This is a genomic window from Streptosporangium sp. NPDC051023 (genome assembly GCF_040689595.1).
Taxonomy (GTDB): Bacteria; Actinomycetota; Actinomycetes; order Streptosporangiales; family Streptosporangiaceae; genus Streptosporangium.
Genome location: NZ_JBFBCE010000010.1, coordinates 101,064 through 126,341, shown reverse-complemented (window position 1 = coordinate 126,341; position 25,278 = coordinate 101,064). Strand labels below are relative to the sequence as shown.

Annotated in this window: 28 protein-coding genes, 1 pseudogene and 1 riboswitch; of the genes and pseudogenes, 20 read left to right on the top strand and 9 right to left on the bottom strand. The window is 70.7% G+C overall.

Translation table 11 applies throughout. The annotated features are described in order from the left end of the window. Positions 1-213: 213 nt before the first annotated feature. Positions 214-666, bottom strand: coding sequence for a MaoC family dehydratase (locus AB0395_RS09400; protein WP_366278614.1), 453 nt, complete (start codon positions 664-666; stop codon positions 214-216). A 418-nt stretch (positions 667-1,084) separates the two neighbouring features. Next, positions 1,085-1,244: riboswitch (cyclic di-AMP (ydaO/yuaA leader) on the top strand. Between the two features lie 37 nt (positions 1,245-1,281). Between AB0395_RS09400 and AB0395_RS09395 the strand changes: the two genes are divergently transcribed. The 5 genes from AB0395_RS09395 to AB0395_RS09375 all read left to right on the top strand — a co-directional run bounded on the left by AB0395_RS09395 (position 1,282) and on the right by AB0395_RS09375 (position 6,136). Continuing rightward, positions 1,282-1,836: a C40 family peptidase gene (locus AB0395_RS09395; protein WP_366278612.1), complete on the top strand. Its 555-nt coding sequence runs from the start codon at positions 1,282-1,284 to the stop codon at positions 1,834-1,836. Positions 1,837-1,989: 153 nt separating this feature from the next. Next, complete coding sequence (locus tag AB0395_RS09390; protein ID WP_366278610.1) at positions 1,990-2,775, top strand: hypothetical protein; 786 nt, start codon at positions 1,990-1,992, stop codon at positions 2,773-2,775. Positions 2,776-2,837: 62 nt separating this feature from the next. Continuing rightward, complete coding sequence (locus AB0395_RS09385; protein WP_366278608.1) at positions 2,838-4,061, top strand: M48 family metallopeptidase; 1,224 nt, start codon at positions 2,838-2,840, stop codon at positions 4,059-4,061. After that, complete coding sequence (locus AB0395_RS09380; RefSeq protein ID WP_366278607.1) at positions 4,058-5,200, top strand: glycosyltransferase family 4 protein; 1,143 nt, start codon at positions 4,058-4,060, stop codon at positions 5,198-5,200. Before AB0395_RS09385 ends, AB0395_RS09380 begins: the two co-directional genes overlap by 4 nt. A gap of 150 nt (positions 5,201-5,350) precedes the next feature. Next, positions 5,351-6,136: an SDR family oxidoreductase gene (locus AB0395_RS09375; RefSeq protein WP_366278605.1), complete on the top strand. Its 786-nt coding sequence runs from the start codon at positions 5,351-5,353 to the stop codon at positions 6,134-6,136. A gap of 231 nt (positions 6,137-6,367) precedes the next feature. On the opposite strand, the gene AB0395_RS09370 is transcribed toward AB0395_RS09375, so the two are convergent. Further along, on the bottom strand, positions 6,368-8,173 hold the full coding sequence (locus tag AB0395_RS09370; protein WP_366278603.1) for a long-chain fatty acid--CoA ligase: 1,806 nt from the start codon (positions 8,171-8,173) through the stop codon (positions 6,368-6,370). 209 nt (positions 8,174-8,382) lie between these two features. Here AB0395_RS09370 and AB0395_RS09365 point away from each other — a divergent pair, with 209 nt between their 5' ends. From AB0395_RS09365 to AB0395_RS09335, 7 genes are all read left to right on the top strand, one after another. Further along, on the top strand, positions 8,383-9,150 hold the full coding sequence (locus tag AB0395_RS09365) for a metallophosphoesterase (RefSeq protein ID WP_366278601.1): 768 nt from the start codon (positions 8,383-8,385) through the stop codon (positions 9,148-9,150). 43 nt (positions 9,151-9,193) lie between these two features. After that, entirely contained in the window at positions 9,194-9,631 is a 438-nt protein-coding gene (locus AB0395_RS09360; protein ID WP_366278599.1) for an SRPBCC family protein, read from the top strand. A 55-nt stretch (positions 9,632-9,686) separates the two neighbouring features. After that, positions 9,687-10,856 carry an ArsA family ATPase gene (locus AB0395_RS09355; protein WP_366278597.1) on the top strand — a complete coding sequence of 390 codons (1,170 nt, stop codon included), beginning with the start codon at positions 9,687-9,689 and terminating at the stop codon, positions 10,854-10,856. Further along, positions 10,849-11,415: a hypothetical protein gene (locus AB0395_RS09350; protein ID WP_366278595.1), complete on the top strand. Its 567-nt coding sequence runs from the start codon at positions 10,849-10,851 to the stop codon at positions 11,413-11,415. Before AB0395_RS09355 ends, AB0395_RS09350 begins: the two co-directional genes overlap by 8 nt. Before the next feature lie 22 nt (positions 11,416-11,437). Next, a complete protein-coding gene (locus AB0395_RS09345; RefSeq protein WP_366278593.1) occupies positions 11,438-12,382 on the top strand; it encodes an ROK family glucokinase in 945 nt (314 codons plus the stop codon). Between the two features lie 134 nt (positions 12,383-12,516). Then, positions 12,517-13,200: an endonuclease/exonuclease/phosphatase family protein gene (locus AB0395_RS09340; RefSeq protein WP_366278592.1), complete on the top strand. Its 684-nt coding sequence runs from the start codon at positions 12,517-12,519 to the stop codon at positions 13,198-13,200. A gap of 188 nt (positions 13,201-13,388) precedes the next feature. Next, entirely contained in the window at positions 13,389-14,516 is a 1,128-nt protein-coding gene (locus AB0395_RS09335) for a hypothetical protein (protein ID WP_366278591.1), read from the top strand. Between the two features lie 130 nt (positions 14,517-14,646). On the opposite strand, the gene AB0395_RS09330 is transcribed toward AB0395_RS09335, so the two are convergent. Next, positions 14,647-15,954: a M14 family zinc carboxypeptidase gene (locus AB0395_RS09330; protein ID WP_366278589.1), complete on the bottom strand. Its 1,308-nt coding sequence runs from the start codon at positions 15,952-15,954 to the stop codon at positions 14,647-14,649. An 80-nt stretch (positions 15,955-16,034) separates the two neighbouring features. On the opposite strand from AB0395_RS09330, the gene AB0395_RS09325 reads away from it, so the two are divergent. Then, positions 16,035-16,646: a TetR/AcrR family transcriptional regulator gene (locus AB0395_RS09325; protein WP_366278587.1), complete on the top strand. Its 612-nt coding sequence runs from the start codon at positions 16,035-16,037 to the stop codon at positions 16,644-16,646. An 86-nt stretch (positions 16,647-16,732) separates the two neighbouring features. Here AB0395_RS09325 and AB0395_RS09320 read toward each other — a convergent pair whose 3' ends face one another. Both AB0395_RS09320 and AB0395_RS09315 read right to left on the bottom strand, forming a co-directional pair. After that, positions 16,733-17,206 (bottom strand): hypothetical protein, encoded by a 474-nt coding sequence (locus tag AB0395_RS09320; protein ID WP_366278585.1) that lies wholly within the window; start codon positions 17,204-17,206, stop codon positions 16,733-16,735. A gap of 46 nt (positions 17,207-17,252) precedes the next feature. Beyond that, positions 17,253-18,017: an alpha/beta fold hydrolase gene (locus AB0395_RS09315; protein ID WP_366278584.1), complete on the bottom strand. Its 765-nt coding sequence runs from the start codon at positions 18,015-18,017 to the stop codon at positions 17,253-17,255. A 149-nt stretch (positions 18,018-18,166) separates the two neighbouring features. Between AB0395_RS09315 and AB0395_RS09310 the strand changes: the two genes are divergently transcribed. Continuing rightward, positions 18,167-18,874, top strand: coding sequence for a lysophospholipid acyltransferase family protein (locus tag AB0395_RS09310; protein WP_366278582.1), 708 nt, complete (start codon positions 18,167-18,169; stop codon positions 18,872-18,874). A gap of 20 nt (positions 18,875-18,894) precedes the next feature. Here AB0395_RS09310 and crcB read toward each other — a convergent pair whose 3' ends face one another. Genes crcB through AB0395_RS09295 form a run of 3 tightly spaced genes read right to left on the bottom strand, consistent with a single transcriptional unit; the run spans position 18,895 to position 20,110 of the window. Beyond that, positions 18,895-19,269, bottom strand: a complete 375-nt coding sequence (gene crcB, locus AB0395_RS09305; RefSeq protein ID WP_366278580.1) for a fluoride efflux transporter CrcB — start codon at positions 19,267-19,269, stop codon at positions 18,895-18,897. Beyond that, entirely contained in the window at positions 19,266-19,610 is a 345-nt protein-coding gene (locus AB0395_RS09300; protein ID WP_366278578.1) for a DUF190 domain-containing protein, read from the bottom strand. The genes crcB and AB0395_RS09300 overlap by 4 nt, the downstream gene beginning before the upstream one ends. Further along, entirely contained in the window at positions 19,607-20,110 is a 504-nt protein-coding gene (locus AB0395_RS09295) for a CrcB family protein (protein WP_366278576.1), read from the bottom strand. Before AB0395_RS09295 ends, AB0395_RS09300 begins: the two co-directional genes overlap by 4 nt. Before the next feature lie 258 nt (positions 20,111-20,368). Between AB0395_RS09295 and AB0395_RS09290 the strand changes: the two genes are divergently transcribed. Next, positions 20,369-20,752, top strand: coding sequence for a CrcB family protein (locus AB0395_RS09290; protein WP_366278574.1), 384 nt, complete (start codon positions 20,369-20,371; stop codon positions 20,750-20,752). Then, positions 20,749-21,108, top strand: a complete 360-nt coding sequence (locus AB0395_RS09285) for a CrcB family protein (RefSeq protein WP_366278572.1) — start codon at positions 20,749-20,751, stop codon at positions 21,106-21,108. Before AB0395_RS09290 ends, AB0395_RS09285 begins: the two co-directional genes overlap by 4 nt. A 21-nt stretch (positions 21,109-21,129) precedes the next feature. Here AB0395_RS09285 and AB0395_RS09280 read toward each other — a convergent pair whose 3' ends face one another. Then, the gene (locus tag AB0395_RS09280) at positions 21,130-22,338 is read right to left on the bottom strand and encodes an ammonium transporter (RefSeq protein WP_366278570.1); all 1,209 of its coding nucleotides are present in this window, start codon (positions 22,336-22,338) and stop codon (positions 21,130-21,132) included. A 246-nt stretch (positions 22,339-22,584) separates the two neighbouring features. Between AB0395_RS09280 and AB0395_RS09275 the strand changes: the two genes are divergently transcribed. From AB0395_RS09275 to AB0395_RS09260, 4 genes and pseudogenes are all read left to right on the top strand, one after another. Next, a complete protein-coding gene (locus AB0395_RS09275; RefSeq protein WP_366278568.1) occupies positions 22,585-23,553 on the top strand; it encodes an urea transporter in 969 nt (322 codons plus the stop codon). A 94-nt stretch (positions 23,554-23,647) separates the two neighbouring features. Next, complete coding sequence (locus AB0395_RS09270; RefSeq protein ID WP_366278566.1) at positions 23,648-23,953, top strand: urease subunit gamma; 306 nt, start codon at positions 23,648-23,650, stop codon at positions 23,951-23,953. 35 nt (positions 23,954-23,988) lie between these two features. Continuing rightward, the gene (locus AB0395_RS09265) at positions 23,989-24,795 is read left to right on the top strand and encodes a hypothetical protein (RefSeq protein ID WP_366278564.1); all 807 of its coding nucleotides are present in this window, start codon (positions 23,989-23,991) and stop codon (positions 24,793-24,795) included. Between the two features lie 27 nt (positions 24,796-24,822). Next, positions 24,823-25,158, top strand: a pseudogene (locus tag AB0395_RS09260) (urease subunit beta); the annotation flags it as partial. Positions 25,159-25,278: the final 120 nt, after the last annotated feature.

Here is a 25,278-nt window from a genome sequence, read left to right as displayed (position 1 = left end):
CCCGTCCCGGCGGTTCCCGCCTCCGACGGCCCTCCGTCCGCTCCGGGGGGCCGGTGTCTCAGGTTTCCCGACGCCCTCGGGGCGCCTGAGACGTCTCTAGAGAGGCTCTGAGGGCCGGGCGGGGGTCTTCGGGGGGTCTTTCTCCAAAGTGTCCCTACGTGGCGCGTGGAGCGTTCCCTGGCGTCATGGGGAGCGATCGTGTGGAGCGTTTCCTTACGCCACGTAGAGCGACAGGGTGTCGGCGACGCAGGCGGCCCTTCTCTGGCCCTCGACCTCGACGGTCATTCTGATCTTCACCAGTTTCCCCGCGGGGGAGTTCTTGACGTCGGTGAGCTCGGCGCCGCCACGCACCCGGGAGCCGACCCTGACCGGGACGGGGAAGCGGACCTTGTCGAGCCCGAAGTTGACGCCCATCGTGATCCCCTCGACCTGGAAGATCTCGGCCATGAAGGCGGGCAGCAGGGCCAGCGTCAGGTAGCCGTGGGCGATGGTTCCGCCGAAGGGGCTGGCGGCCGCCCGCTCGGGATCCACATGGATCCACTGGTGGTCGCCGGTGGCGTCGGCGAACATGGCGACCTGCTCCTGGGTCACCTCGCGCCAGGCGCTGTGCCCCAGATGCTCTCCCTTGGCCGCGGCGAGTTCCGCGAGGCCGGCGAACGATCTCATGCCCCAGATCATGCCCGATCGGGCATCGCGTCGCGAACGCGGCGGTTCGTGTGGACCGGTGGTCGTGCGGGGCCTGATCCCGCGCCCGCCGGGCCGTTCCAGGGCTCGGTGGGAACGATGAAGATCGATAACTGATGTGATGTATGTGACACATGCGATGGCTTTCAGGTGGTGCGCGCGGAATGTGACGAGAGTCATATTCGAATGGCGGAAATGCCTCGCCAGCAGGCATTTCATAAACGTGAAAACTTTTTTTCGATCTTCGGATTTGGTCGGACCTTTGCCGGAACTTGGTAATCGGGGTACCTTCTGGCGGTCGCGGTGAGCAAGCCATGCCATCGCATCGAATGCCGGTCTCACGGGCCGGTGTCCATATAAAGATCCAGCTGGTCACCGTGTCCCATGGGGTTCGCCCCGCCGCGGTGGCCTGCCGAGTCCGTGCAGCCAGGAGGCATGGAGCCGGGGAACCATTCGGCCATTGATCTATGGCCAGGGGTGAATCGACATGTCTGTTGTCGTAGGGCTTCTTCCCAGCCCGAATCCGTCAGCTAACCCGGTAGGCATCAGTGGAAGTCCCAAGGAGAAATCCTGTCTACCACCCCGCACAACCCCCGTTTGTCGCGCCTTTTCCGCCTTTCCCTCGGCGGATTCGTCCTCACGCTGACCGCCTCAACCGGAGCGGTGGCACTGGGTTCCACGACGGCACAGGCGACGACGGACATCGCGGCCGCGGTTCAGGTCAAGAGCACGGCGAAGACTCGCGTCAAGCGCACGGCGAAGGCCGCAATGAGCCGGGCAGTACGGCAGCAGGCCAGGGCCAGGACGGCCGTGGCGGCGGCCAAAAAGCAGATTGGCGACCCATACCGGTGGGGAGCCTCAGGCCCGGGTGCGTTCGACTGCTCGGGGCTCGTCCAGTACGCGTGGCGCAAGGCCGGCGTTTCCCTCCCCCGGGTCACGGGCAGCCAGTACCGCGCGGTCAGGAAGAAGGTCTCGTGGAGCAGGTTGCGCCCCGGTGACCTGCTGTTCTTCTACGGTAAGGGCCACGTGGGCATGTACGTGGGCCACGGCAAGATGGTCCACTCGCCGAGCAGCGGTAAGACGGTCAGGATTGTGACGTTGAAGGGCTACTACAGATCCGCCTTCGCCGGAGCGGTTCGTCCCGGCGGCTGACAGAGCGGGATACGGTCCCGTCCATGCTCCCCGATGGACGGGACCGTCGCATGCCTGCCGGGCGTCCCGGCAGGCGGTTCCGGGCGGTTCCGGGCGGCTGCCCTGCGGGCGGGTACGGCCCCGGCGGGTGCCGGTCGAGTAGCATCAGCTGACATGTCCGTCCCGAAAGGGCGCCGCGCCGTGCTCGCCGGGATGCTGGCGCTGATGAGCACGGGGCTGGCCGGTGGGGCGCGGCCCGCCTCGCGGACGGCCCGCGACCTGTGGCCCGGTGCCGCGAGCGTGGTCCGTGGCGAGTGCTCGCTCGTCGTCGGCCACCGTGTCCCGCTCGCCGAGCTACGGGATCTGGCCTCAAGAGCCGACCGTGCCTGCCGTACCCTCGCGGAGATCTGGGGGCCGGTCAAGGCGGTGATCCTGTTTCCCGCGACCGACGCGGAGGCGGCGGAGATCACGGGAGCGGCGGCGACCGGCGGCCTGGCCGCGATGGCGACCGCGGACCGGGTGGTCGTCCTGCCGACGGGCTACGCGAGACTCAGTCCGGCCGGCAGGGATGTGGTGATCGCCCACGAGCTCACCCACGTGGCCACCGGCGCGACCCGGGGTGGCCGGGTCCCCATGTGGCTGTCGGAGGGGTTCGCCGACTACGTGGGCTACCGCGACGCGGGGATCGCGGTGCGGGTGGCCGCCGCCGAGCTGGCGGCGGAGGTGCGCGCGGGCGTCCTGCCCCCCGGGCTTCCCGGGGCCGCCGACTTCGCCCCCGGCGCCCCCCGGCTGGCGCAGGCCTACGAGGAGGCCTGGCTCGCGTGCCGGTACGTCGCGGAGCGCTTCGGCGAGAAGGCACTGGTAAGGCTTTACGGTAGCGATGTGGGCAGCACACTGGGCCTGTCGCGGGCGGGGTTCACCGCCGCGTGGCGCGACCACCTCCGGAGGGAACTCGCATGACGCGGACCGTGACGGATACGCCATCGGGTCCGCGGGGGGTGCTGAAGGGGGCGGGATGGGCGATGGCCATCCTGGGGGTGGCCACGCTGGCGGTCGTCGCGCTCACCACCCCGTGGCGGGCGCTGCCCGCGGGAGCCCCGCCCATCGAGCCCGATCCGGCCCGTGACTTCACCGCGGCCCAGATCGCCCGCTCCGAGGCCTTCGACGCCGCGATCGGCGTCCCCGCCTACCTGTCGCTCGGCCTGACGCTTGTCGTCGCGGGGGTGCTGGTCGGCACCCCGCTGGGCGCGAAGCTGCTGGCCCGCCTGCGGGGGCCGTGGTGGCTGCGGGTGCTGTTCGGCGTCCTGGCGATCTCGGCGGCCGTCGCGATCCTGCGCTGGCCACTGGGCATGTGGTCGGAGACCTACCTGCGTGAGTTCGGCCTGTCAACGCAGACCTGGGCGTCGTGGACGGCCGACCGCCTCAAGAACATCGGGATCGGCACCGGGCTGACGGCGATCATGGTGCTCGCCGTGGTCGCGCTGGCCCGCCGCTACCGTCGCTGGTGGATCCCCGCCGCGCTCGGCGCGTTCACGCTGACCGTGGTCGCCTCCTTCGCCTACCCGGTGGTGATCGAGCCCCTCTTCAACGACTTCACGCCCATGCCCGCGAGCACGCTGCGCGCCGACCTGCTCGCCATGGCCAGCAAGGACGGCGTGCCGGTCGAGAACGTGCTCGTGGCCGACGCCTCCCGGCGGACGACCGCGCTCAACGCCTACGTCTCCGGATTCGGCGCGACCCGCAGGATCGTGGTCTACGACACGCTGTTGCGGGCGCCCGCGGACCAGGTCGAGCTGGTGGTCGCGCACGAGCTCGGCCACGCCAAGGCGGGCGACGTGCTGTACGGCACGCTCGTCGGCGGCCTGGCCGCGGCCTTCGGGGCGTGCCTGCTCTATCTGGTGGGCTCCGCCGGGCCGGTACGGCGCCGCACCGGGGTCCCCTCGATCGCGGACCCGAGGGCGGTCGGCCTGCTGATGGGGCTGCTGTCCCTGGCGACCGTCCTGTCGGGGCCGGGGCAGAATCTGGTCAGCAGGCACATCGAGGCCCGCGCCGACGCGCACGCGCTGGACCTGACGCGAGAGCCCGCCGTTTTCGTGTCCATGCAGAAACGACTCGCGATAACCAATATTTCGGATTTATCGCCAAATATCGTTGAATATCTCCTCTATGCCTCTCATCCGACGGCGCCACAGCGCATCGCGATGGCACGTTCCTGGGCCCTGCTGAACGGCGTCGGACAACCGTGAAACGCACTCTGATCGTCACCAACGACTTCCCGCCCAGGGCAGGCGGCATCCAGTCGTTCGTGCACGGCCTGGCCGCCTGCCGCCCACCGGAGTCGGTGGTCGTCTACGCTCCCCGCTGGCCGGGCTGGGCGGCCTTCGACGCGCGGCAGCCGTACCCGGTCGTGCGCCATCCCACCTCCCTGATGTTGCCGACCCGCGCGGTCGCGGGCAGGGCCGCGGAGCTGGTCGCCGAGTTCAAGTGCGAGACGGTGGTCTTCGGGGCGGCGGCGCCGCTCGGCCTGCTCGCCCCCCGGATGCGCGCGGCGGGCGCGCGGCGGATCGTCATGGTCACCCACGGCCACGAGGCGGCCTGGGCCGGGGTCCCGGTCGCCAGGGGACTGCTCGCCAGGATCGGCGGCCACGCGGACGCGGTGACCTATCTGGGGGAGTACACCCGGCGCCGCCTCGCGGGGGTCGTTCCCGAGGACCGGCTGGTACGGCTCGCCCCGGGCGTCGACACCGGCGTGTTCCGGCCCGGCGCGGGCGGGGACGGGGTCCGTGCGGCCCTCGGCCTCGAGGGGCGTCCCATCGTGGTCTGCCTGTCGCGTCTCGTGCCCCGCAAGGGCCAGGACGTCCTGCTGCGGGCCTGGTCCCGCGTGCTGCGCTCAGTGCCGGACGCCCTGCTGCTGATCGTCGGCGGCGGGCCGTACCGGAGGGCGCTCGAACGGCTCGCCCGGCCACTGGGCGGCTCGGTCAGGTTCACGGGCCCGGTGCCGTGGGCATCGCTGCCCGCCTACCTCGACGCGGGCGACGTGTTCGCCATGCCGTGCCGTACCCGCCTGGGCGGCCTCGACGTCGAGGGGCTCGGCATCGTCTACCTGGAGGCCTCGGCCAGCGGGCTGCCCGTGGTCGCGGGCTCGTCGGGCGGCGCCCCCGACGCGGTCCTGGACGGCGAGACGGGCCTGGTCGTGGACGGCACCTCCCCGGACGCGGTCGCCGAGGCCGTCGTCGGACTGCTGTCCGACCCCGCGGCGGCACGCGCGATGGGGGAGCGCGGGCGCGCCTGGGTCGAGCGGGAATGGGACTGGAAGCTCGTCACCGACCGCTTCGCCGGCCTGCTGGAGGTGCCGCCGGGCACGGCGGCGGTCGCGGGGACATGACGGCTTCCGTCCCGCGGGTCACCGGCCCTGGGTTCGGAATCGGGCGGACGGCCACTCACGGTGGAGGCGGGGCGGCCTACCTCGGCGAGCCCTCTCGACGACCCTCCTGATAGACCTCCGGCAGGGGAACACTCGAGAAAGAACAGAACCATGATCGAGACAACACCTGCCGGTCGCGCGGGCGCCGATCTGACCGGGCAGGTCGCGATGGTCACCGGTGGCTCGTCCGGCCTGGGGTATGCCATCGCGCTCGCCCTCGCGGAGGCCGGCTCGACCGTCGCGGTCGTCGGCCTGCGGCAGGAGACCAGTGGGCGGGCCGCCGCGCGGATCACGGACCTCACCGGGCGGGCGGCCCTGGCGCTGGCGTGCGACGTCAGCGACGAGGACGCCGTCCACCGGGTCGTGGACGAGGTCGCAGGCCGGTCCGGCCGACTGGACATCCTGGTGACCAGCGCCGGGATCCAGGCAAGAGGCGAAATCGGCGACCTGAGCGCGGCCACGCTCCGGCGCTGCCTGGAAGTCAACGTCGTCGGGACCTTCCTGGCCTGCCAGGCGGCCGTCCCGCTGATGCGGGCGGCGGAGTACGGCCGTATCGTCACCCTGGCCAGCGCGCTTGGCCTCGTGGGGGCCGCGGGCCGGGCGGGCTACGCCGCCAGCAAAGGCGCGGTGGTCCAACTCACCCGGAGCCTGGCGGTCGAACTGGCCGGCACCGGCATCTGTGTCAACGCCCTCGCACCCGGGCCGTTCCGCACCCCGCTGAACGAGGACGCCGACGACGACCCGCGCGTACGCGAATTCCTCGACCACCAGGTGCCCGCGGGACGCTGGGCGGAGACCGCCGAGCTGACCGCGGCCGCGCTTCTGCTCGCCAGTCCTGCCGCGTCCTACATCACCGGCGCGATCCTCCCCGTCGACGGCGGCTGGACCGCCCACTGAGGCCGACCGAGGCCATCGGGCTCTTCCGCAGCCCCCGCGCCGGGCGCTTACCCCGCCACGACAACAAGCTGACCGAGGTCATCAGGCTCTTCCGCAGCCCGGCCGCGGGACCGCATGGCCGCCACCCCGGCCCCGCCGGGTCCGATCACCGGGCTTCTTCCGCGCCGGCTCGACCGTGGTGCCCCGGCCGTCGGGATGAGCGAGGAGACGCCGGGGCGTCCGAGGCCGTGCTCAGTTTCGTACGGCGTCGCCGTACAGGGCGTCGATCTGCCCGGCGAAGTCGCGCGCGACCACGTTGCGCTTGATCTTGAGCGACGGGGTGACGTGGCCGCTCTCCTCGGTGATGTCGGTGTCGAGAACCACGAACTTCTTGATCTGCTCGGCCTTCGAGACAGACCTGTTGGCGTCGTCGACCGCCTTCTGCACCTCGGCCAGGATCGCCGGGTCCGCGCTGAGGTCGGCGACGCTCGCCCCGGCCCTGCCATTCGTCCTCTTCCACAGCTCCAGCGCCTCGGGGTCGAGGGTCACGAGCGCCGCGACGAACGGCCTGTCGTCTCCCACCACCATGGCCTGGCTGACCAGCGGGTGGGCGCGGATGCGGTCCTCAAGCGGCCCGGGGGAGACGTTCTTGCCCGCCGCGGTGACGAGGATCTCCTTTTTGCGCCCCGTGATGCGCAGGTAGCCGTCCCGGTCGAGCTCACCGAGGTCGCCGGTGTGGAACCAGCCGTCGGCGTCGACCACCTCCGCGGTCGCCTTCTCGTCGTTCCAGTAGCCGCTGAAGACGTGGCGGCCCTTGACCAGCACCTCGCCGTCCTCGCCGATGCCGATCGTGACGCCGGGGAACGGCTTCCCGACGGTGCCGATCTTGTTGGCGCCCGGCTGGTTGACCGCGGAGGGCGCCGAGGTCTCGGTCAGGCCCCAGCCCTCGAAGACCTCGATGCCGACGCCCTTGAAGAAGTGGGAGAGCCGCTCGCCCAGGGCCGAGCCGCCGGAGACCGCGGCGGAGAGCCTGCCGCCGGTGGCCGCGCGGAGCTTGCCGTACACGAGTTTGTCGAACAGGGCGTGCCTGAGTTTGAGCCCGAGCCCGGCGCCGCCCGCCGACTCCGCGCGGCTCCAGGCGATGGCGGTTGCCACCGCGGAGTGGAAGATCTTCCCCTTGCCCTCGGCTGAGGCCTTCTGCTCCGCGCTGTTGTAGACCTTCTCGAACACCCTGGGCACACCGAGCAGGAACGTCGGCCGGAAGCTCTGAAGGTCGGGGGCGACGTTCTTCATGTTCGGCGTGTGCGCGAGAACCGTGCCGGTCTCCAGCAGCACCAGCTGGATCATGCGGGCGAAGACGTGCGCGAGCGGCAGGAACAGCAGCGCCGCGCTGTTCGCGCTGAACAGCGGCTCGAGCGGTCCCGCGGCGACGTTCCTCGCGGTGAACAGCAGGTTGTCGTGGGTCAGCGCGCAGCCCTTCGGGCGGCCGGTCGTGCCGGAGGTGTAGACGATGGTCGCCAGATCGGCCGTGCCGCGTCCGGTTCTGCGCTCCTCCAGCGTCTCCCCGGTCACCTCGGCGCCGCTGTCGGCCAGCGCGTCGAGGGCGCCGTTCTCGATGTGCCAGAGGTGCTCCGGCTCCGGCAGCCCGGACACCGCCGCGCGCACCGTCTCCTCGTGCGCGTCGAGCTCGACGAAGACGGTCTTCGCGCCGCTGTCCGAGATGATCCATCTGACCTGCTCGGGCGACGAGCTCTCGTAGATCGGCACGCTGACGGCCCCCGCGGCCCAGATCGCGTAGTCGATCACGGTCCACTCGTAGCGGGTCCGCGACATCAGGGCCACCCGGTCGCCCGCCTGCACGCCCGACGCGATCAGTCCTCTGGCCACGGCGGCGATCCGGTCGCGGAACTCGCCCGCCGTGACGGCGACCCAGTCGCCGCCGACCTTGCGGCGCAGGGAGACCGCGCCCGGCTCCCGCTCGGCGCGCAGGAAGACCGTGTCGGTAAGGTTGGCGGAGGCGGGGACATCCACCAGCACGGGGACGCTGTACTCACGCACGGGTAACTCCTGCGGGACGCGCGGTCGATGGCCGCCTGGAGGTCGGCGTGACGCGCTACGCGCGGGTGGATCCGTCACCAGGCGTTCTCGGGGGCGATTTCACGGTATCAGCCCTGCCGCGCCGGGCTTCCTGACCGGCCTTCCACCGCCCGTGTCGCGTCTGAGTCGTTACCCGTGCCCGTGTTCACCGGGTGATTAGGATGGCGGGCATGCGGGTTCATGTCGTCAGCGATGTGCACGGAAGAACAGACGCCCTGGCCCGCGCGGGAGACGGGGCGGACGCGCTCGTCTGCCTGGGAGACCTGATCCTGTTCGTCGACTACGACGACCACTCCAAGGGCATCTTCCCCGAGCTGTTCGGCGCGGAGACGGCCACGCGGCTCATCGGGCTGCGCCTGGCCAAGCGGTTCGACGAGGCGCGGGAGATGTCGGCCGAGCTCTGGGCCTCCCTCGACGGCGACCCCCGCGACCACGTCGAGCGCCTGGTGCGCAAGCAGTACGCCGAGATCTTCGCCGCGATGCCGACCCCCGCCTACCTCATCCCCGGCAACGTGGACCTGCCGCGCTACTGGCCCGAGTACGTCAGGCAGGGCCATCACGTGCTCGACGGGCAGACCGCCGAGATCGGCGGCCTGTGGTTCGGCTTCGTCGGCGGCGGCCTGCGCACGCCGTACCGGACGCCGAACGAGCTCGACGACGAGGAGTTCGCGCGCAAGGTCGAGGCGGTCGGCGAGGTCGACGTGCTCTGCTGCCACATCCCTCCCGCCGTCCCCGAACTGCTCTACGACGTGGTCGCCAGGCGCCTCGAGCGGGGCAGTGAGGCCACGCTTGAGGCGATCAGGCGGACCCAGCCGCGCTACGCCCTCTTCGGCCACGTGCACCAACCGCTGGCCGCCCGTACGCGCATCGGCAGGACCGAATGCCTCAACGTCGGACACTTCCGTGGCAAAGGCATGCCTTTCGCACTTGAGTGGTGAGCCAGACATCCTCGGTGAAACGATGAACGAGTACGGTAAGCCCATGGCTGATCGCACCACCTCGAACATCACCATCGGCGCGGACCGGTCCACCGTCATGAAGGTGATCGCCGACTTTCCGACGTACCCGGACTGGGCGGGCCAGGTGAAGTCGGCGCGGATCCTGTCCGCCGGGGAGGACGGCCTCCCGGCGACCGTCAGGTTCGTCCTGGACGCCGGCGTGATCAACGACGAGTACACCCTCGGCTACACCTGGCACGGCGAGGACTCCGTCGACTGGAGCGTCGTCGAGGCGGGCAAGATGGTTTCCGGGCTCACCGGAAGTTATCGCCTGGCCGAGGTGGGCAGCGGCACCGAGGTGACGTACGAGCTCGCGGTCGACCTCAAGGTCCCGATGATCGGCATGATCAGGCGCAAAGCGGAGAAGGTCATCATCGACACCGCCCTGAAGGGACTGAAGAAGCGCGTCGAGGGTTCCTGATGCGGCGGGCCACACGGCCCGGCGAGCCCGCCGCGGCACCGCGAGGGGAGGGCACGTGACCAGGATCCTGCTGTTCACCGGCAAGGGCGGGGTCGGCAAGACGACCGCGGCCGCGGCCACCGCCGTCATGGCGGCAGGGGCGGGACTCAAGACGCTCGTGGTCTCGACCGACACCGCCCACTCGCTCGCCGACGCGCTCGGCGTGACCGCGGGGGGCGAGCCGGTCGAGGTCACGCCGGGCCTCTACCTGCACCAGGTGGACACCCAGCGGGCGCTCGAGCGCCAGTGGGGCGAGCTGCGCGACTACGCCAGGGGCCTGTTCGCCGAGCTCGGCCTGGACGAGGTCACCGCCGAGGAGATCACGGTGCTGCCCGGCGCCGAGGAGGTCATCGCCCTGCTGCAACTGCGCGAGCACGCCCGCGCCGGAGCCTGGGACGTGATCGTCGTCGACTGCGCGCCGACCGCGGAGACGCTCAGGCTGCTCGCCCTGCCCGAGGCCCTCGACTGGCACGTCAACCGGTTGCTGCCGGTCGGCAGGCGGCTGCTGCGCACCCTTTCGCCGCTGATCCGCAAGGTGGCCCAGGTCAGCGTCCCCGGCGACCACGTGGTCGGCGCGGGGGAACGGCTCCACCGTGGCCTGATGGAGATCCGCGAGCTGCTCACCGGCCCGGACGCCAGCGTCCGCCTCGTGCTCACCCCGGAGGCCGTCGTGCTGGCCGAGGCCCGCCGTACGCTCACCTCCCTCAGCCTGTACGGCTACCGCGTCGACGCGGTGATCGCCAACCGGGTCTTCCCCGCCGAGGGGGCCGACCCCTGGCGGCGCAGGTGGGTCGAGGCTCAGGCGGCGCACCTGGCCGAGATCGGGGAGTCCTTCGCCCCGCTGCCCCTGCACACGGTGCCCTATCTCGACGCGGAGCCCGTCGGGCCTGACGCCCTCGCCCTGGTCGCGGAGGCCATGTACGGCGAGGCCGACCCCTTCGCCCCGCCCACCGCCGACCCGCCGCTGCGGATCACCCCCGAAGGCGAGCTGCTCCTGGCGCTGCCGCTCGCCGACAGGAGCGAGGTCGACCTGCTGCGCAAGGGCGACGAGCTGATCGTCAACGCCGGGTCCCATCGCAGGGTCCTGGCCCTGCCCGCGGCCCTGGCCCGCAGGTCCGTGCGAGAGGCCGTGCTCCGTGACGGCCTTCTCCGGGTACGGTTCGAGACGGGAGGGCCTGATGACTGAGAACACCGCAAGAGCCGGCGACACGGACAAGCCCGGCGACGACAGAGCCGATAACAGGGCCGATAACAGGGCCGATAACAGGGCCGACAACAGGGCCGGCGACAGAACCGCAGGCAGGGCGGACGGCAGAGGCAACGACAGGGGTAACGACAGGGACCCGCTGGGCAGCGCGGCGGAAGAGGCGTTCAAGCTCTTCGACACGCTCCAGCAGAAGGCGACCAGGGAGCTGCGCAAGAACCTGATCAGGGGCACGATGAGCGGGTTCGGCAGCGCCTTCTCCGGCGGCTTCTCCAGCGGCGGCCGGAGCAGCCAGGACGTGTGGGGAGAGGCGGTCTCCGAGCACGACGAGTACATCTGCCGGGCCTGCCCCGTCTGCCGGGCGATGGCCGCGCAGCGCGAGGCGGGTGGCGCGGTCACCGGCCACCTGATGCAGGCGGGCAGCGAGCTGTTCGCCGCCTTCAAGTCCGCGGTCGACGGGCTCAACAGGCCCTCACCCGGGCAGCGTGAGCGTGAGCGCGACCGGAAGGAAACCCCCGTGGAGCACATCGACCTGGGGTGAGCCCAGGGGGAGAGGATGAGCAATGGCGCTGACCATCGGTGTGGACATCGGCGGCACCAAGATCGCGGCGGGCGTCGTGGACGAGGACGGCCGCGTCGTCGAGCATCTTCTGCGGGCGACTCCGGCCAGGGACCCGGAGCGGGTCGCGGAGACCATCGCCGAGGCCGTCAGGGAACTGGCCAAGGAGCGGGAGATCGAGGCCGTCGGTCTCGGCGCCGCGGGGTTCGTCGACGAGACGCGTGCCCTCGTGCGCTTCGCGCCCAACCTGGCCTGGCGTGAGGAGCCGTTGCAGAAGAAGGTCTCCGCGCTGGTCGGCCTGCCCGTCGTGGTGGAGAACGACGCCAACGCCATGGCGTGGGCCGAGGCCAAGTTCGGCGCGGGGCGCGGCGAGACCCACCTGGTGTGCGTCACCGTGGGCACCGGGATCGGTGGCGGCATCGTGCTCGGCGGCTCGCTCTACCGGGGCCGCTGGGGCATGGGCGCGGAGCTCGGCCACATGCAGCTCATCCCCGAGGGGCGTCCGTGCGGATGCGGGAACCTCGGCTGCTGGGAGCAGTACGCCAGCGGAAACGCCCTGGTCATCGAGGCGAAGGAGATCGCCAGGGCGGACCCGGGGCGTGCTGCCAGGCTCCTGGAGATCGCCGGCGGCACGCCGGAGCAGATCGAGGGGAAGGAGGTCACCGATGCGGCCAGGCAGGGAGATCCGGCCGCTCTGGCCGCGTTCTCCACGATGGCCGACTGGCTCGCCCAGGGCCTGTGCGACCTCGCGGCCATCCTCGACCCCGGCTGCTTCGTCCTCGGCGGAGGCGTCTCGACCGCCGCCGACCTGTGGATCGACCAGGTTCGCGAGAGCTTCGCCGCCACCCTGACAGGCAGGGGACATCGTCCGGTCGCCGACATCCGCCTGGCCGAGCTTGGCGCGTCCGCGGGCCTGGTCGGGGCGGCGGACCTCGCCAGGATCCGCTGAAGGAAGGACATCCCCTGCCGGACGAGGACACACCGGACGAGGACACACCGCCGAACGCGGCGCAGGACGAGGACACGGCGCCGCCGAGATCGCGAGCGGGCGACGAGGCGCCGCTCAGGATCGCCACCTACAACGTGCGTTCCATGAAGGATGACATCGCGGCGCTCGGGCGGGTGATCGCCGGGCTCCGCGCCGACGTGCTCTGCGTCCAGGAGGCGCCGAGGTTCCTGCGCTGGCGCCGCAAGCGCGGGCGGCTGGCCGCCTCGGGCGGCATGTCCGTGGTCGCGGGGCGCCGCCTGGGCGGGGTGGCCGTGCTGATCGGCCCCGCCGTACGGCCGCTGCACGGGGAGGGACACCTGCTCAGGTTCTTCCCCGGCCTGGAACAGCGCGCGCTCGCGATCGCCGTGGTCGAGTCGGGCGGGCGGCGGGTGGCCGTCGGCTCTGTCCACCTCGACCTCGAACCCGCCGCCAGGTCGTACCACGCGGGTCAGGCGCTGACCCTGCTGCACGCCGCAGCCGACCGGTTCGGCGCGCTGCCCGTGCTCGCCGGGGACATCAACGAGGGGGCCGGAGAACCGGCCTGGCGGCTCATCACCGAGCGGCTGACCGACTGCTACCCGCTCTCGCCACGCGGTGACGGTCTGACCTTCCCCGCCAGGCGGCCTCGGGTGCGCATCGACGCGATCTTCGCGGCGCCCGGGCTCTCGGTGACCTCCTGCGGCGGGGCCGAGGCCGATCCCCGCGACCTGGAACGCGCGACCGACCACCTGCCGGTCGTCGCGGAACTCGCGGTTGCCCGCGGGCGGCCGGACCGGTGAGACGGCCGGTGACGCCGGTGAGACGACCGGTGAAACGGCCCGCTCATCCCGCGGGTCACCGGTGGGGGAGCCGCTCACCCCCAAGGCTCCGGCAGGCCCGGGTTCGCGCATTTCCCCGAGATCCCCATCCGGAGGACAACTGAGGGAGGCACGCACACGGGCCGCGTTCCGCCCCGTACCATTTGGACATGACCCGTCGCCTTCCGCGGCGTGCGCTGGCGCTGTGCGCGGGAGGACTGCTCCTGACGGCCTTGCAACCGCCGGCCGCGCACGCCGATCCTTCCAGCCCTCCCATCGCGGAGGCGTGGCAGGCGCCGACCAGCGCGCGGCTGAGCAGCGACGGATCGCTGTCCGACGTGGCGGGCATCTCAGCCTCCGACGTTTGGGCGGTCGGCCAGGAGAGCGTCTGGGACATCTGGCAGAGCCGCGGCGCGATCACCCACTGGAACGGCAGCACCTGGACCGAGGTCGGCATCCGCAACGACCCGACGGGTGCGGGGCTGTTGCGCTCCGTCGCCGCGGCGTCCCCCGGGCAGGTGTGGGCGGTCGGCGAGGGGCACGACGGCATGCCGTACCTCGCCGTGGGAAGCGGGTCCACCTTCGACCGGGTCGTCGTCGACAAGCTGCACGTCGGAGACTGGCTCGCCGGGGTCGGCGCCGTCCAGGGCCGGATAGCCGCGGTCGGCCGCCGCGACAAGCAGCCGCTGATCCTGGCGGGGACCGGCGGCAAGTGGAAACTCACGCAGCTCAAGGGCAAGGGCACGCTGTACGGCGTGGCGCTGTCCGGCAAGAACGACGGCATGGCCGTCGGCGACACCGGGGGCAGGCCGCTGATCGCGAAGCTGTCCGGTGGTCGCTGGAAGACCACCGGAGCTCCGGACGTCCCGGGCGGCTACCTGCGGGACGTCTATCTCGAAACGCCGAAGCGGGCGCTGGCGGTCGGCGGTGTCTATCAGAAGTCGGGCAAGGTCAGCCCGCTGATCCTGTCCTGGAACGGCAAGAAGTGGTCGCGGGTGGCCGCTCCGGGCGCCGACGTGCGTCTGTACGGCGTGACCGGTGACCGCAAGGGCCACTTCTGGATCTCCGGTGTGGACATGGAACGGCCGGGAGAGGCCTTCCTGCTCAACTACGACGGTCACACGGTCAAGGTGCTGCGCGGTGCCGACAGCGCGACCCCGCGGACCATCAGGCTCCAGTCGGTGGCCTACGTGGCGGCCACGGAGACCGTGTGGACCGTCGGCCACGTGGTGGACGCCACGGGCCGCTACACCGACGTGATCGAGCGGTTCGGCGCATCCGGGCGGACCGACCCCTGACGACGCTCCGCCGGGCATGCCGCTCTCCCGGGGGTGATCGACAGGCCTGCCGTGGTCCGATCGATCCGTCCGGCCCTGTCAGGAGCGCCGCTCCGGGGTGTGGCCGCGCGGCCCGGGCCGCGCGACCATGTCACCCGGTCAGGGCGTCCGCGGCGAGGAGCGCGGCGCCGAGCTGCACGGCGACCAGAGTGCGGATCGGGATGGGCGTGGCGGCGGTTTCGGCCTGCGCCTCGGCGAACCACGCGTCGAAGCGGGCGCCCAGCGTGGCCCGCTCCGCCCGGATGGCCGGGGTCTGGTTGCCCGCGCCGAGTTCGGCGTCCAGCATGCGCAGGTAGGTCCCGCCGTACCTGAGCCGCATGGTGTGCGTGCGCTGCCGGATGTCGACGACCTCGGCGACCGTCGCGGGCCTGTCGGCGTCCGGCAGAGTTTCCCATGCCTCGAGGAGATCGCCGTAGAGGTCGAGGAAACCCATCAGGGAGCGGCGGTACGGCGAGGGCACGGTCAGGTCGCGCTCGACCGCGGCCAGGGATCGTTTCAGCTCGGTGAGCAGGTCACGCTGCTCGGCGAGGCCGGTCGCGAGGAGGTCGCCGTGCTTGCGGCCGGTGGGGGTTTCGTCGGCGAAACGCGGGTCGGCCCAGTAGGGCAGCTCGGTGACCAGGTGCAGTGCGCCGGAGCGGGCCGCGTAGTCGACGCTTCCGCCGCCGATGTTGTAGAGCCCGGCCAGTTCGGCGCCGAGCGGCGTCGGGTAGACACCGGGGCCGAACGGGACCGCGCCCGGCACCTCCGAGGCCCCCATGTGCAGGGGCAGTCCCTGGCCGGTCGCGAGGCGGGCCAGGCGGACGGCGAGCTCGGGCTCGTTCCTGTTGAGGTAGTAGAAGGCGCCCTGGAGTTCGCCGTTGTGCAGGGAGTAGACGAAGGCCGGTTTGACCTCGTCCATCAGCCGCATCAGGGCCTCGGTCTCGGGCAGTGTGCGGTCGAAGAAGTGCTCGCCCTCGGTCAGCGGGAAGGTCCACTCGACCTGGTCGGCCTCGGCGGGCCGGTAGAAGTGCTCGGCGTAGGCGCGCCGGTCGCCGGGCCTGACGTACCAGCCCTCGTTCAGCCTGGCGCCGTCGGGGTCGACGCACGGGATCAGGTGCCAGCGAAAGCCGAACTCCTCCCGCAGCCAGGCGTCCTCGACGAGCCGGTGCATCAGCGCGCTGACGGTGAGCGAGCCGATCGGCTCGTTGGGGTGGGGGCCGCCGATGATCACCGCGTCGCGGGGGCCGGAGCCGATCGTGACCACGCGGAGCGGCTCGCCCAGGCGCGAGGTGCCGATGCGGCGCAGCCGTACCAGGTCCGGATGGGCGGCGGCGAGCTCGTCGAGCTCGGCGTGCATCTGGTCCACGGTCGGGAACGCGGTGTAGTCGGGGATCCGGCTGATGTGCTTGTCGACGTCCATCTGGTCTCCACACGTTCCTAGTAGTCTGAATTACTCTAATAATCCATTTATCGTTTCGGCAACAGGCGGAGGAGGAGTTCATGAGGATGACGAGGGCGCAGAGCAAGGAGGCCAACAAGCGCGCCCTGATCGACGCCGCCCGCGAGGTGGTCGGGCGGGAGGGCTCACGGGCGAAGCTGGAGGAGATCGTCGAGCGGGCCGGTCTGACGACAGGCGCGGTCTACTCGCTGTTCGGCGGCAAGAACGGGCTGCTGGTCGCCATGGTGACCGACTATGTGGGCCGGTTCGGCCCGAGCCTGGCGGACGCCGCCTCTCCGGGCCTGCCGTTGGAGGCGGTCGTGGCCGAGGTGGCCCGCTACTTCTGGCGCATGGCGAACGACCCCGCGACCGTCGGGCAACTCCTCTTCGAGTGGCGCCTGGTGGACCTCATGTTGAACGACGCAGAACTGCGGACCGGGCTCGGTGATGCGGTGCACGCCTCGGAGACGCCCTTCGCCGCGCTGTTCGCCGGCCGGGTGAGCGGCGGATCCACGCTCACTCTGAGCCAGGCCCTGCGGTTGGCCCGCGCGCTGAAGGCGACGATGTCCGGTCTCGGGCAGAGCGTCATCCTCGGTGTCCAGGACAGCTCAGAGGAGTACTTCGTCGACGTCGCGCTCGCTCTGGTCACACCGAGAGTGCTCGGCCCGGCATAGCGGGGCCGCGGGCCGTCCGGCCGCCCCGGTGACCGGCTCGCCGGGCGAGCGTGACCGCCGCGCCGGGTCCGGCGGTCCCGGGCCCCTCAAATGACCGCGCCGTCGTCCCATCCCGAGTCGTTCGGCGGGCCGTCACCCATCCGCACCACCAGCGCCACGAAGCCGCCGATGAAGGCCGCGACCGCGGTGAACAACATCCATCCCTGGAGCCGCCAGTTCAGGGCGGCGCTCAGCAACAGGTAGGCGGGGCCGCCGAACAGGGCCAGCCAAGCGATCTTGGTGGCGGTGTCGGTCTTGGGCAGCGGGGGCGGGGGCGGGGGAACGTAGTGACCCTCGTCGTCGTCGTCGTCCTCGTCGGCGTCGTCACCGGCCTCGGCGAGGGGCTCCTCGGGCCGCGGGCGATGTGCCTCGTCCGACTGCTTGATCACTCTCCGGGGAGGCTCCGCGGGGAGGTTCTCGCTGTCCGGCCATGGCTGGTCGGCCGCGTCGAGCTCGGCGGTGTCGTTGAAGGAGGCGACGATCTGACGCCAGACCTCGTCCTCATCGCTTTGGGGTGTCACTTAGCTGGCCCGTCCCTCCCGGAGACCGCGCATGCCCCGTTCGCGTTCAGTCTCCCTGCAAGGGTACAGAGGCGTTCGTGTTGATGAACTCCAGGCTCCCCGCAAAGATCCGATCCGCATCGTTGTCGAGAGTCGCGACGTGATAACTGTCGTTGAGCTCCACAACATTAAGATTCCCCCCGGTCAGCCTCTCACGCAAAATACGCAAACTGGTCGGTTTCACTACATGGTCCTGCGGGCTGTGAAAGACCAGCACCGGTTGGGTGACCTTGTACAGCTCCGACTGGGTCAATGCCCACAGTCGGGGAAGGGTGGCGGCAGCCTTGACCGGGGTGCGTGTGTAGCCCAGCTCGGTCGCCCCCTCCTTCTTGATGTCCCCGGCCACACCCGGCACCGAGGAGATGAACAGCCCTAGCAGAGGTGCCAGCGCCAGTAGTGGGACGTCGCTGGCGATCGACGGGTTGACGATCACCACGCCTCTGATGCCCCGGCCGTGCACCTGGGCCAGCCGCAGCGCCATGCAGCCGCCCAGTGACAGGCCCGCGACGAAGACCTCGTCGCAGCGGCCCTGCAGGTCGGCCAGCGCCTTGTCCAACTCGGCGTACCAGTCCTCCCAGCGGGTGCGGTTCATCTCCTGCCAGGTGGTGCCGTGGCCGGGCAGCCGGGGCAGCGCGACGCTCAGGCCCGCATCTGCCAGATATTCCGCCCAGGGGCGCAGCGACTGTGGGGATCCCGTGAATCCGTGGCAGAGCAGCACCCCGATCCGCCCGCCTTTATGGTGGTACGGCTCCGCGCCGGGCATGACTGGCATCGCAGCTCCTTGTAATGTTCGCCCGATCGTCGCACGACTGGGGCGTGTTTTGCGAGAGGTCGATTTGGGAGGTTTGGCGATGTAGGTGGTCCGCTCGGGAGATGGGAGGATGACTCCAGGTCCCCGCCCGACGACCGAAGGAGCCTCGCGTGTTCTACTGGGTGGTGAAGGCCATCCTCTGGCCCTTCCTCCATTTCATCTTCCGCCCGTGGTCGGAGGGCGTGGACAACGTGCCGAAGGAAGGGCCGGTGATTCTGGCCGGCAACCATCTGTCGTTCGCCGATCACTTCTTCGGAGCGCTCTTCCTGCCGCGCAAGGTGATCTCGCTCGGCAAGTCCGATTACTTCACGGGGCGCGGGGTCAAGGGCGTGCTCAGCCGGGCCTTCTTCAGCGGTGTGGGCACCGTCCCGATCGACCGTTCCGGCGGCAAGGCCAGTGAGGCGGCGCTGCGCACCGGCAAGCGCATCCTGTCCGAGGGGCAGGTGCTCGCCATCTACCCCGAGGGAACCCGCTCCCACGACGGGCGCCTCTACAAGGGTAAGACCGGTGTGGCCAGGCTGGCACTGGAGGCGCGCGTCCCGGTCGTCCCGTGGGCGATGGTCAACACCTTCGAGATGATGCCGCCCGGCCGTCCCCTCCCCAAGCTCGGCATCCGTCCCGGGGTGAAGTTCGGCAAGCCGCTGGACTTCACCCGCTACTACGGGATGGAGGAGGACCGCCTGGTCCTGCGCGCGGTCACCGACGAGATCATGTACGCCCTGATGGAGCTCTCCGGCCAGGAGTACGTCGACAAGTACGCCGCCAGCGCCAAGGTCGAGGCCGCCCGCGCCGCCAGGGAGGCCCAGAAGCGGGCCTGACGGGCGGCGCCGTACGTCCGTCATCCGAACATCGCCTGGGCGAGCGTGAGGCCGACGAAGACCGCGCCGAGCCCCGCGACGATCGAGGCGGCCACGTTGGTGACGGCGAGGAACACCGCCCCGGTCTCCGCCAGCCGCAGCGTCTCGTACGAGAACGTCGAGTACGTGGTCAGCGCTCCGCAGAGGCCGGTGCCCAGCAACAGCTGCACGCCGGTCCCCACCGCGCCGGACAGGGCGGCCCCGGTCAGCGTGCCGAGGACCAGCGAGCCGGCCACGTTGACGGTGAAGGTGCCCCAGGGGAAGACGGTGTCGTGACGGGCCTGCACGGCCCGGTCGGTCAGATAGCGCAACGGCGCGCCGACGGCACCGCCGAGCAGCACCAGCAGCCAGTTCAATCCGCTGCCCGCCCGTCGCTGTGGTGGACGACCTCCACCTCGTCGAGTACGGCCAGCCCCTCGATGAGGAGGTCGTCCAGACAGGGCAGGAAGGCGCGGATCCGCTCCTCGGTATCGATGATCATGACGGCCACCGGCAGGTCGTCGGCCATCGACAGCAGCCGGGTGGTGTGCACGACCGAGGTCGCGCCGAACCCCTCGAGGCCGCGGAAGACCGAGGCCCCGGCCAGCCCGGCGGCGTGGGCGCGGTGCACGATCTCGGTGTACATGGGGCGGTGGTGCCAGGTGTCGGTGTCGTCGACGAAGACCGTCAGACGCAGAGCACGTCCGGACATGATCATTTCATTCTCCTCGCCGTCCTCGTCGCCAGGAGGCGGCGGGTGCCCCGCGCGCCGGCCGTCACCGCGACCAGGGCGGCCAGGGCCGTCACGGCCAGGTAACCGAGCGCGACGCCGGGGCGGCCCCCGGACACCAGGCGTTCGATGTCCACGCAGTAGGTGGAGAAGGTGGTGAATCCGCCGAGCACCCCGGTGGCGAAGAACGGCCGCACCCAGGAGGGCGCCGTCCACGCCTCGGTCAGCGTCACCAGGAAGATCCCGATCACCAGGCACCCCGACACGTTGACGCACAGGGTGGTCCACGGGAAGGAGGTCGGCTCGGTCGGCCAGAGCAGGGCCGCCCCGTAGCGGGCGCCCGCCCCGATCGCGCCACCGGCCGCGACCGCCGCGACCACCCGGTGGTGCGAGCGGCGCGCCTCCCGGCGCCTGCGCGTGTCCGGGAAAGGGACGCCGGGGTCGACGGGCTCGGCCACTGTCGCCAACCTCACCTGGTCCGAACTCATGTCTCCCCCTACACGTGGCGGGTGCCCGCGGACACGGGCACGGGATGTCACGGGTAGGGACCGTTGGCGGCAGCGAAGTGCCGCGGTTCGGGTACGGCGGGCCCCACCGCCGCGGACGTCCGCCAGGTGGCGAGATGTCCTCATCTCCAGTTTAGCGCGGTGGTCCCCGGTCGCCGCCGTCTGCGGCCCTGGAGTGTCGCGGAGTGTCGCGGGGTGTCGCGGAGCGTCACCGGGGCGCCTCGGGCCTAGCCTGCCGACATGAAGATCTCTAGGTCCGAACTGGCCGCGGTGGCCTGCGGAGGAGCCCTCGGCGCGCTGGCCCGCCACCTGGTGCATCTGGCCTTCCCCAACCCGCCGCACGGCTTCCAGTGGACCCTCCTGTGGGTCAGTGTCTCCGGCTGTTTCCTGATCGGGCTGGTCACGGTCTGGAACGAGAGGCATCCGGGCCACCCGCTCGTCGGCCCGTTCGTCTCGACCGGTTTCCTCGGCGGTTTCACCACCTTCTCCTCCTACGCGGTGAACGTGGAGCAGAGGTTCCACTACGGCCAGCCCGGGGTGGCCACAGCCCACCTGATTCTCACGCCCGCGCTGGCGATGCTCGCGGTGTTCGCCGGGACGGCCCTCGCCAGGAGGACGATGTGATCGCCGCCGTCCTGGTGCTGCTCGGCGGCGTCGTCGGAGCCCCGGTCCGCGCCCTCCTGGACAAGCGGCTCTCCACCCGCTTCCCCTGGGGGATCTTCGCCGCGAACGTTTCCGCCTCGTTCCTGCTCGGCCTGGTCGGGGCGGCGGTTTCCACGGGGCGGCTGCCCGCCTGGACGCTGGCCCTGGTCGGCACCGGTTTCTGCGGGGCGCTCAGCACCTACAGCTCCTTCGCCAACGACACCCTGAAGCTGGCGGAGAGGGGGGAGCGCCGTCTGGCGGCGCTCAACCTGGTGATCAACGTGCTGTGCGGCCTCGTGGCGGCCATCGTCGGCGCGGCTCTCGGCAGAGCGGGCTGACCGGTCCCTGGCACGGCGGGTTCAGCCCTGGCCGAACTGCAGGTCCGAGCCCGCGAGCTGCTCGGCCGGAGTCGCCTTGAGCCGGAAGAGCCGGTCGACCACCTTGCCGATCAGGTAGCTGACCACGAAGGAGTAGACGGCGACCACCACGATGGACACCGCCTGCTTGCCGAGGAGCGCGGCGCCGCCGCCGTAGAACAGGCCCGCGGTTTTGATCACGCCGGTCGACAGGAGCCCGATCAGCAGCGTGCCCACGATGCCGCCCATGCCGTGGATGCCCACCACGTCCAGGGTGTCGTCGTAGCCGAGCACGAACTTCCACTCGACGGCGAAGGAGCACAGCACGGCGGCCACGATGCCGATCAGCAGGGCGCCCTCGGCGTTGACGAAGGCGCACGACGGGGTGATGGCCACCAGGCCCGCGACGGCCCCGGTGCCCGAGCCCAGCTTGCTGAGCCTGCGGGCGCGCAGCCATTCCATGAACATCCAGGTCAGCATGCCCGCGCATCCGGCGATCATGGTGCTCAGGAACGCCGTGACCGCGGTCGGGCCGTCGTTCAGCGCCGACCCTCCGTTGAAGCCGAACCAGCCGAACCACAGCAGGGCCAGGCCGAGCATGACCAGCGGGATGTTACTGGGCTGGGGCGGCTCGCCCCGCCGGAACCGCACGCCGGGCCCCAGTGCCACCGCCAGCGCGAAGCCCGCCATGCCGGAGTTGAGCTCGACCACCAGCCCGCCCGCGAAGTCGAGCGTCCCCCATTTGTGGATCCAGCCCGACGGCGCGAAGACCCAGTGCGCGATCGGGAAGTACACCAGGGTCACCCAGAGGACGGAGAAGATCATCCACGGTCCCACCCGGATGCGCCCGGCGACCGAGCCGGTGATCAGCGCGACGGTGATGATGGCGAAGGTGAGTTGGAAGAGCGCGTAGGCGTAGGTGGGGATCGAGCCCGTCAGGTCGGTCGGCTTGATGTTCGTGAAGCGGAAGTCGCCGAAGCCGATCAGGCCGAGCCCGCCCACGTCGGGGCCGAAGACGAACCCGTAGCCGTACGCGAACCACAGGATGGTTACCAGACTGATCGAGACGAAGCTCATGAAGAGCATGCTGAAGACATTCTTGGAACGGACCATGCCGCCGTAGAAGAACGCGAGGCCCGGGGTCATCAGCAAGACCATGGCGGTGCTTACCAGCACCCAGGCGGAATCGCCGGTATTCAGTCCGGTTGGCATCGTCGAACCTCGCTTAGCTCCTCTTTCCCATGATCTCTTAATGATCTGGATCAATAACATCGAAACACCTGATTTATTGATTTTGGCGCCAATAAAGAGAGATAGGTAAAAATCGGTAAGAAATAGGTATTGATCGTATTAAAAGGTGTGATGTCTGGTGGGTCGCTGACCGGTCCCGGGAAGGACGACCGATGCGGCTCAAGGCGATCAGCGAACGCCGAGCGAGAAGAATTCGGAGGGGCCGACGTGACATCGACGACCCCGGCGGACAAGACTCAGCCCATGCGGTGGCTGAGGCTGCCGGACCTGCTCGTCGCCGTGGTCCGCGGGGTCGGGCAGGTCGACTTCATGGCCAGCCCGTGGACCGGCCTGATCTTCCTCGTCGCGCTCTTCGTCGGCGGCTGGCGCTACGGCCTGTACGGCCTGCTGGGCTCGGCGGTCGCCACCCTCACCGCCGACGCCCTCGGCGCGGCCCGCGACCGGGTCGCGCTGGGCCTCGAAGGGTTCAGCGGCACCCTCATCGGCGTCGCGTTCGCCCTCTACTTCGGCGTGAGCTGGACGACCACCCTCCTGGTCATCCTGGGATGCGTCGCGGGCAGCGTGATCACCTCGGCGCTGGTCACCCTGCTCAAACCGTTCAACCTGCCGACCTTCACCGCGCCGTTCTGCATCGTCACCAGCGCGACGCTGCTGGCGGCCCCGGCCTTCGAGCGGATCAAGCAGGGGAAGATCGGCCCCGCGCTCCCCTCGGCGGCCACCGGCCGTACCGCCCTCACCTGGAACGACGTCTGGCAGGGCATGTTCAACGGGATCGGCCAGGTCTTCTTCCAGAACAAGTGGTACGTCGGGCTCATCTTCCTGGTCGGCCTGGTGGTCGGCAGCCGGGTCGCCGCCGTCGCCGCGGTGCTCTCCAGCCTGGTCGGGATGGGGATCGCCTGGGTGCTTGGCGCCCCCGCCGCCGACATCGCCGCGGGCCTCTACGGCTACAACGCGGTCCTGACGGGGATGGCGCTCGCCGGGATCTTCGTCGCGCTGACCCCGCCCGGCGGTCTCTACGCCTTCCTCGGGGCGCTCGCGGCGACCGGTCTGACCGCCGCGCTGACGACCTTCTTCACCCCGTTCGGCGGCCACACCCTCACCTGGCCGTTCGTCCTGGTGACCTGGGCCTTCCTCGCGGCCGTCCCGGCGTACGCCCTGATCAGGCGGGCCGGATGAGCGGTCCGGGGCGATCCGCGTCCCCGCTCCCGGCCCGGCGGACGGCTCACTCAAATCCGACGGCTCACCCGAACATCGAGAAAAAGGACTGACCATGAACCTCACACCGCGAGAACTCGACAAGCTGATGATCTACGTCGTGGCCGACCTGGCGACCAAGCGGAAGGACCGCGGCCTGAAACTCAACTACAGCGAGACGGTCGCGCTCGTCAGCGCCGCCGTCCTCGAGGCCGCCCGCGAGGGCAAGTCGGTCGCCGACTGCATGGCACTCGGCAAGAAGGTCGTCGGGCCCGCGGACGTCATGGACGGGGTCAGGGAGATGCTGCCGCTCATGCAGGTCGAGGCGACCTTCCCGGACGGTTCCAAGCTCGTCTCCTGCCACGATCCCGTCGGCGCCTGACCGTGCCCGCGCTCCAGCACGCGGAGTCACCGGCGGTGACACGGGAACCCGCGACGGCACGCCGGTCGCCGGCGGCCTGGGAGACGGTGCTGGTCGGCGGGCACGAGAGCCACGACGGTCGCGCGATCGGCGGCTTGCGGGGGGCGAGGGTCACCGCCGTCGGGCGTGAGCTGTACGCCCTCACCCGGCGCCCCGCGGTGGTCGTCCCGATGACGTTCGGGCGCGACGCGGAACTCGCCTCCCAGATCGCGCAGGTCCTTCGCTGGAACGGCCGGGGCCGCGAGCCGGGCGAGCTGCTCCTCGCCCCGCCGCTCGGCACGACCGCCCACCTGGTCGGCTGGCTACGGGCCGCCGCCGGACGCCCGGCCGTACCGGACTCCCCGGCACCTTCCGTCACCGGCTCCACCATCGAATCCACGGGCGGTCCCGCCCGCGACCCCACCGCCGCCGGGCCGTGGGCGGTGCTGGCGGTGCTGGTGGCCGCGCCCTCCGCGTCGGCACAGGAGGACGCGGAGCTGTACCGCGTCGCCCACCTGGTCCGCAGGAACAGCGGGCTGCGCTGGGTCGAGGTCGCCCTCATGGGCGGGCAGCCGGACGTCGCGGAGGCGGTGGCCAGGTGCCACCTGCTCGGCGCGCGGCACGTCAGGGTCGTCCCCGCGTCGTTCGTCCGCCCCGACCTGCCGGAGGGCGTGAGCTGGGCGGGCCCGCTGCTCGCCCCCGCCGCCCTGCGCGAGCTGGTCGGGCGGAGGGTCGAGACCGCGCGCGACCGGTGGACCCGGTACGCCGACGACGGCCTCGCCGCCGTTTCCGCGGGCCACCACCATCACGACCACAGTCACTGAACGATCACCGTTATCGAAGGGGAAGTCATGGCACGCAAGACCAGACCGCATGAGGGCCTGCCGCACCACGAGCGCTACATATACGGCGAGGGCGACATCGAGATCAACCAGGGACGGAGGAAGACCAGCCTGACCATCCGCAACACCGGCGACCGGGCCGTCCAGATCTGTTCCCATTACCACTTCTTCGAGGTCAACCCGGCGATCTCCTTCGACCGGGACGCCGCCTACGGCATGCACCTGGACCTCCCGGCGGGCAACGCCATCCGGATCGAACCGGGGGACACCCGCGAGGTCGACCTCGTCGAGTACGGCGGCGGCCTGCGTGTCTACGGCTTCAGCGGGCTGGTCGACGGCAGCGTCAGGGCGGGCAAGACCCATCGGGTCGCGTTGGAACGCATGGACATCCTCGGCTTCCTCGACGTGCCGGAGGACAAGCGCAAGACCGGGAACGGAGCGGCGGGGAAGGCACCCGCGAAGAAG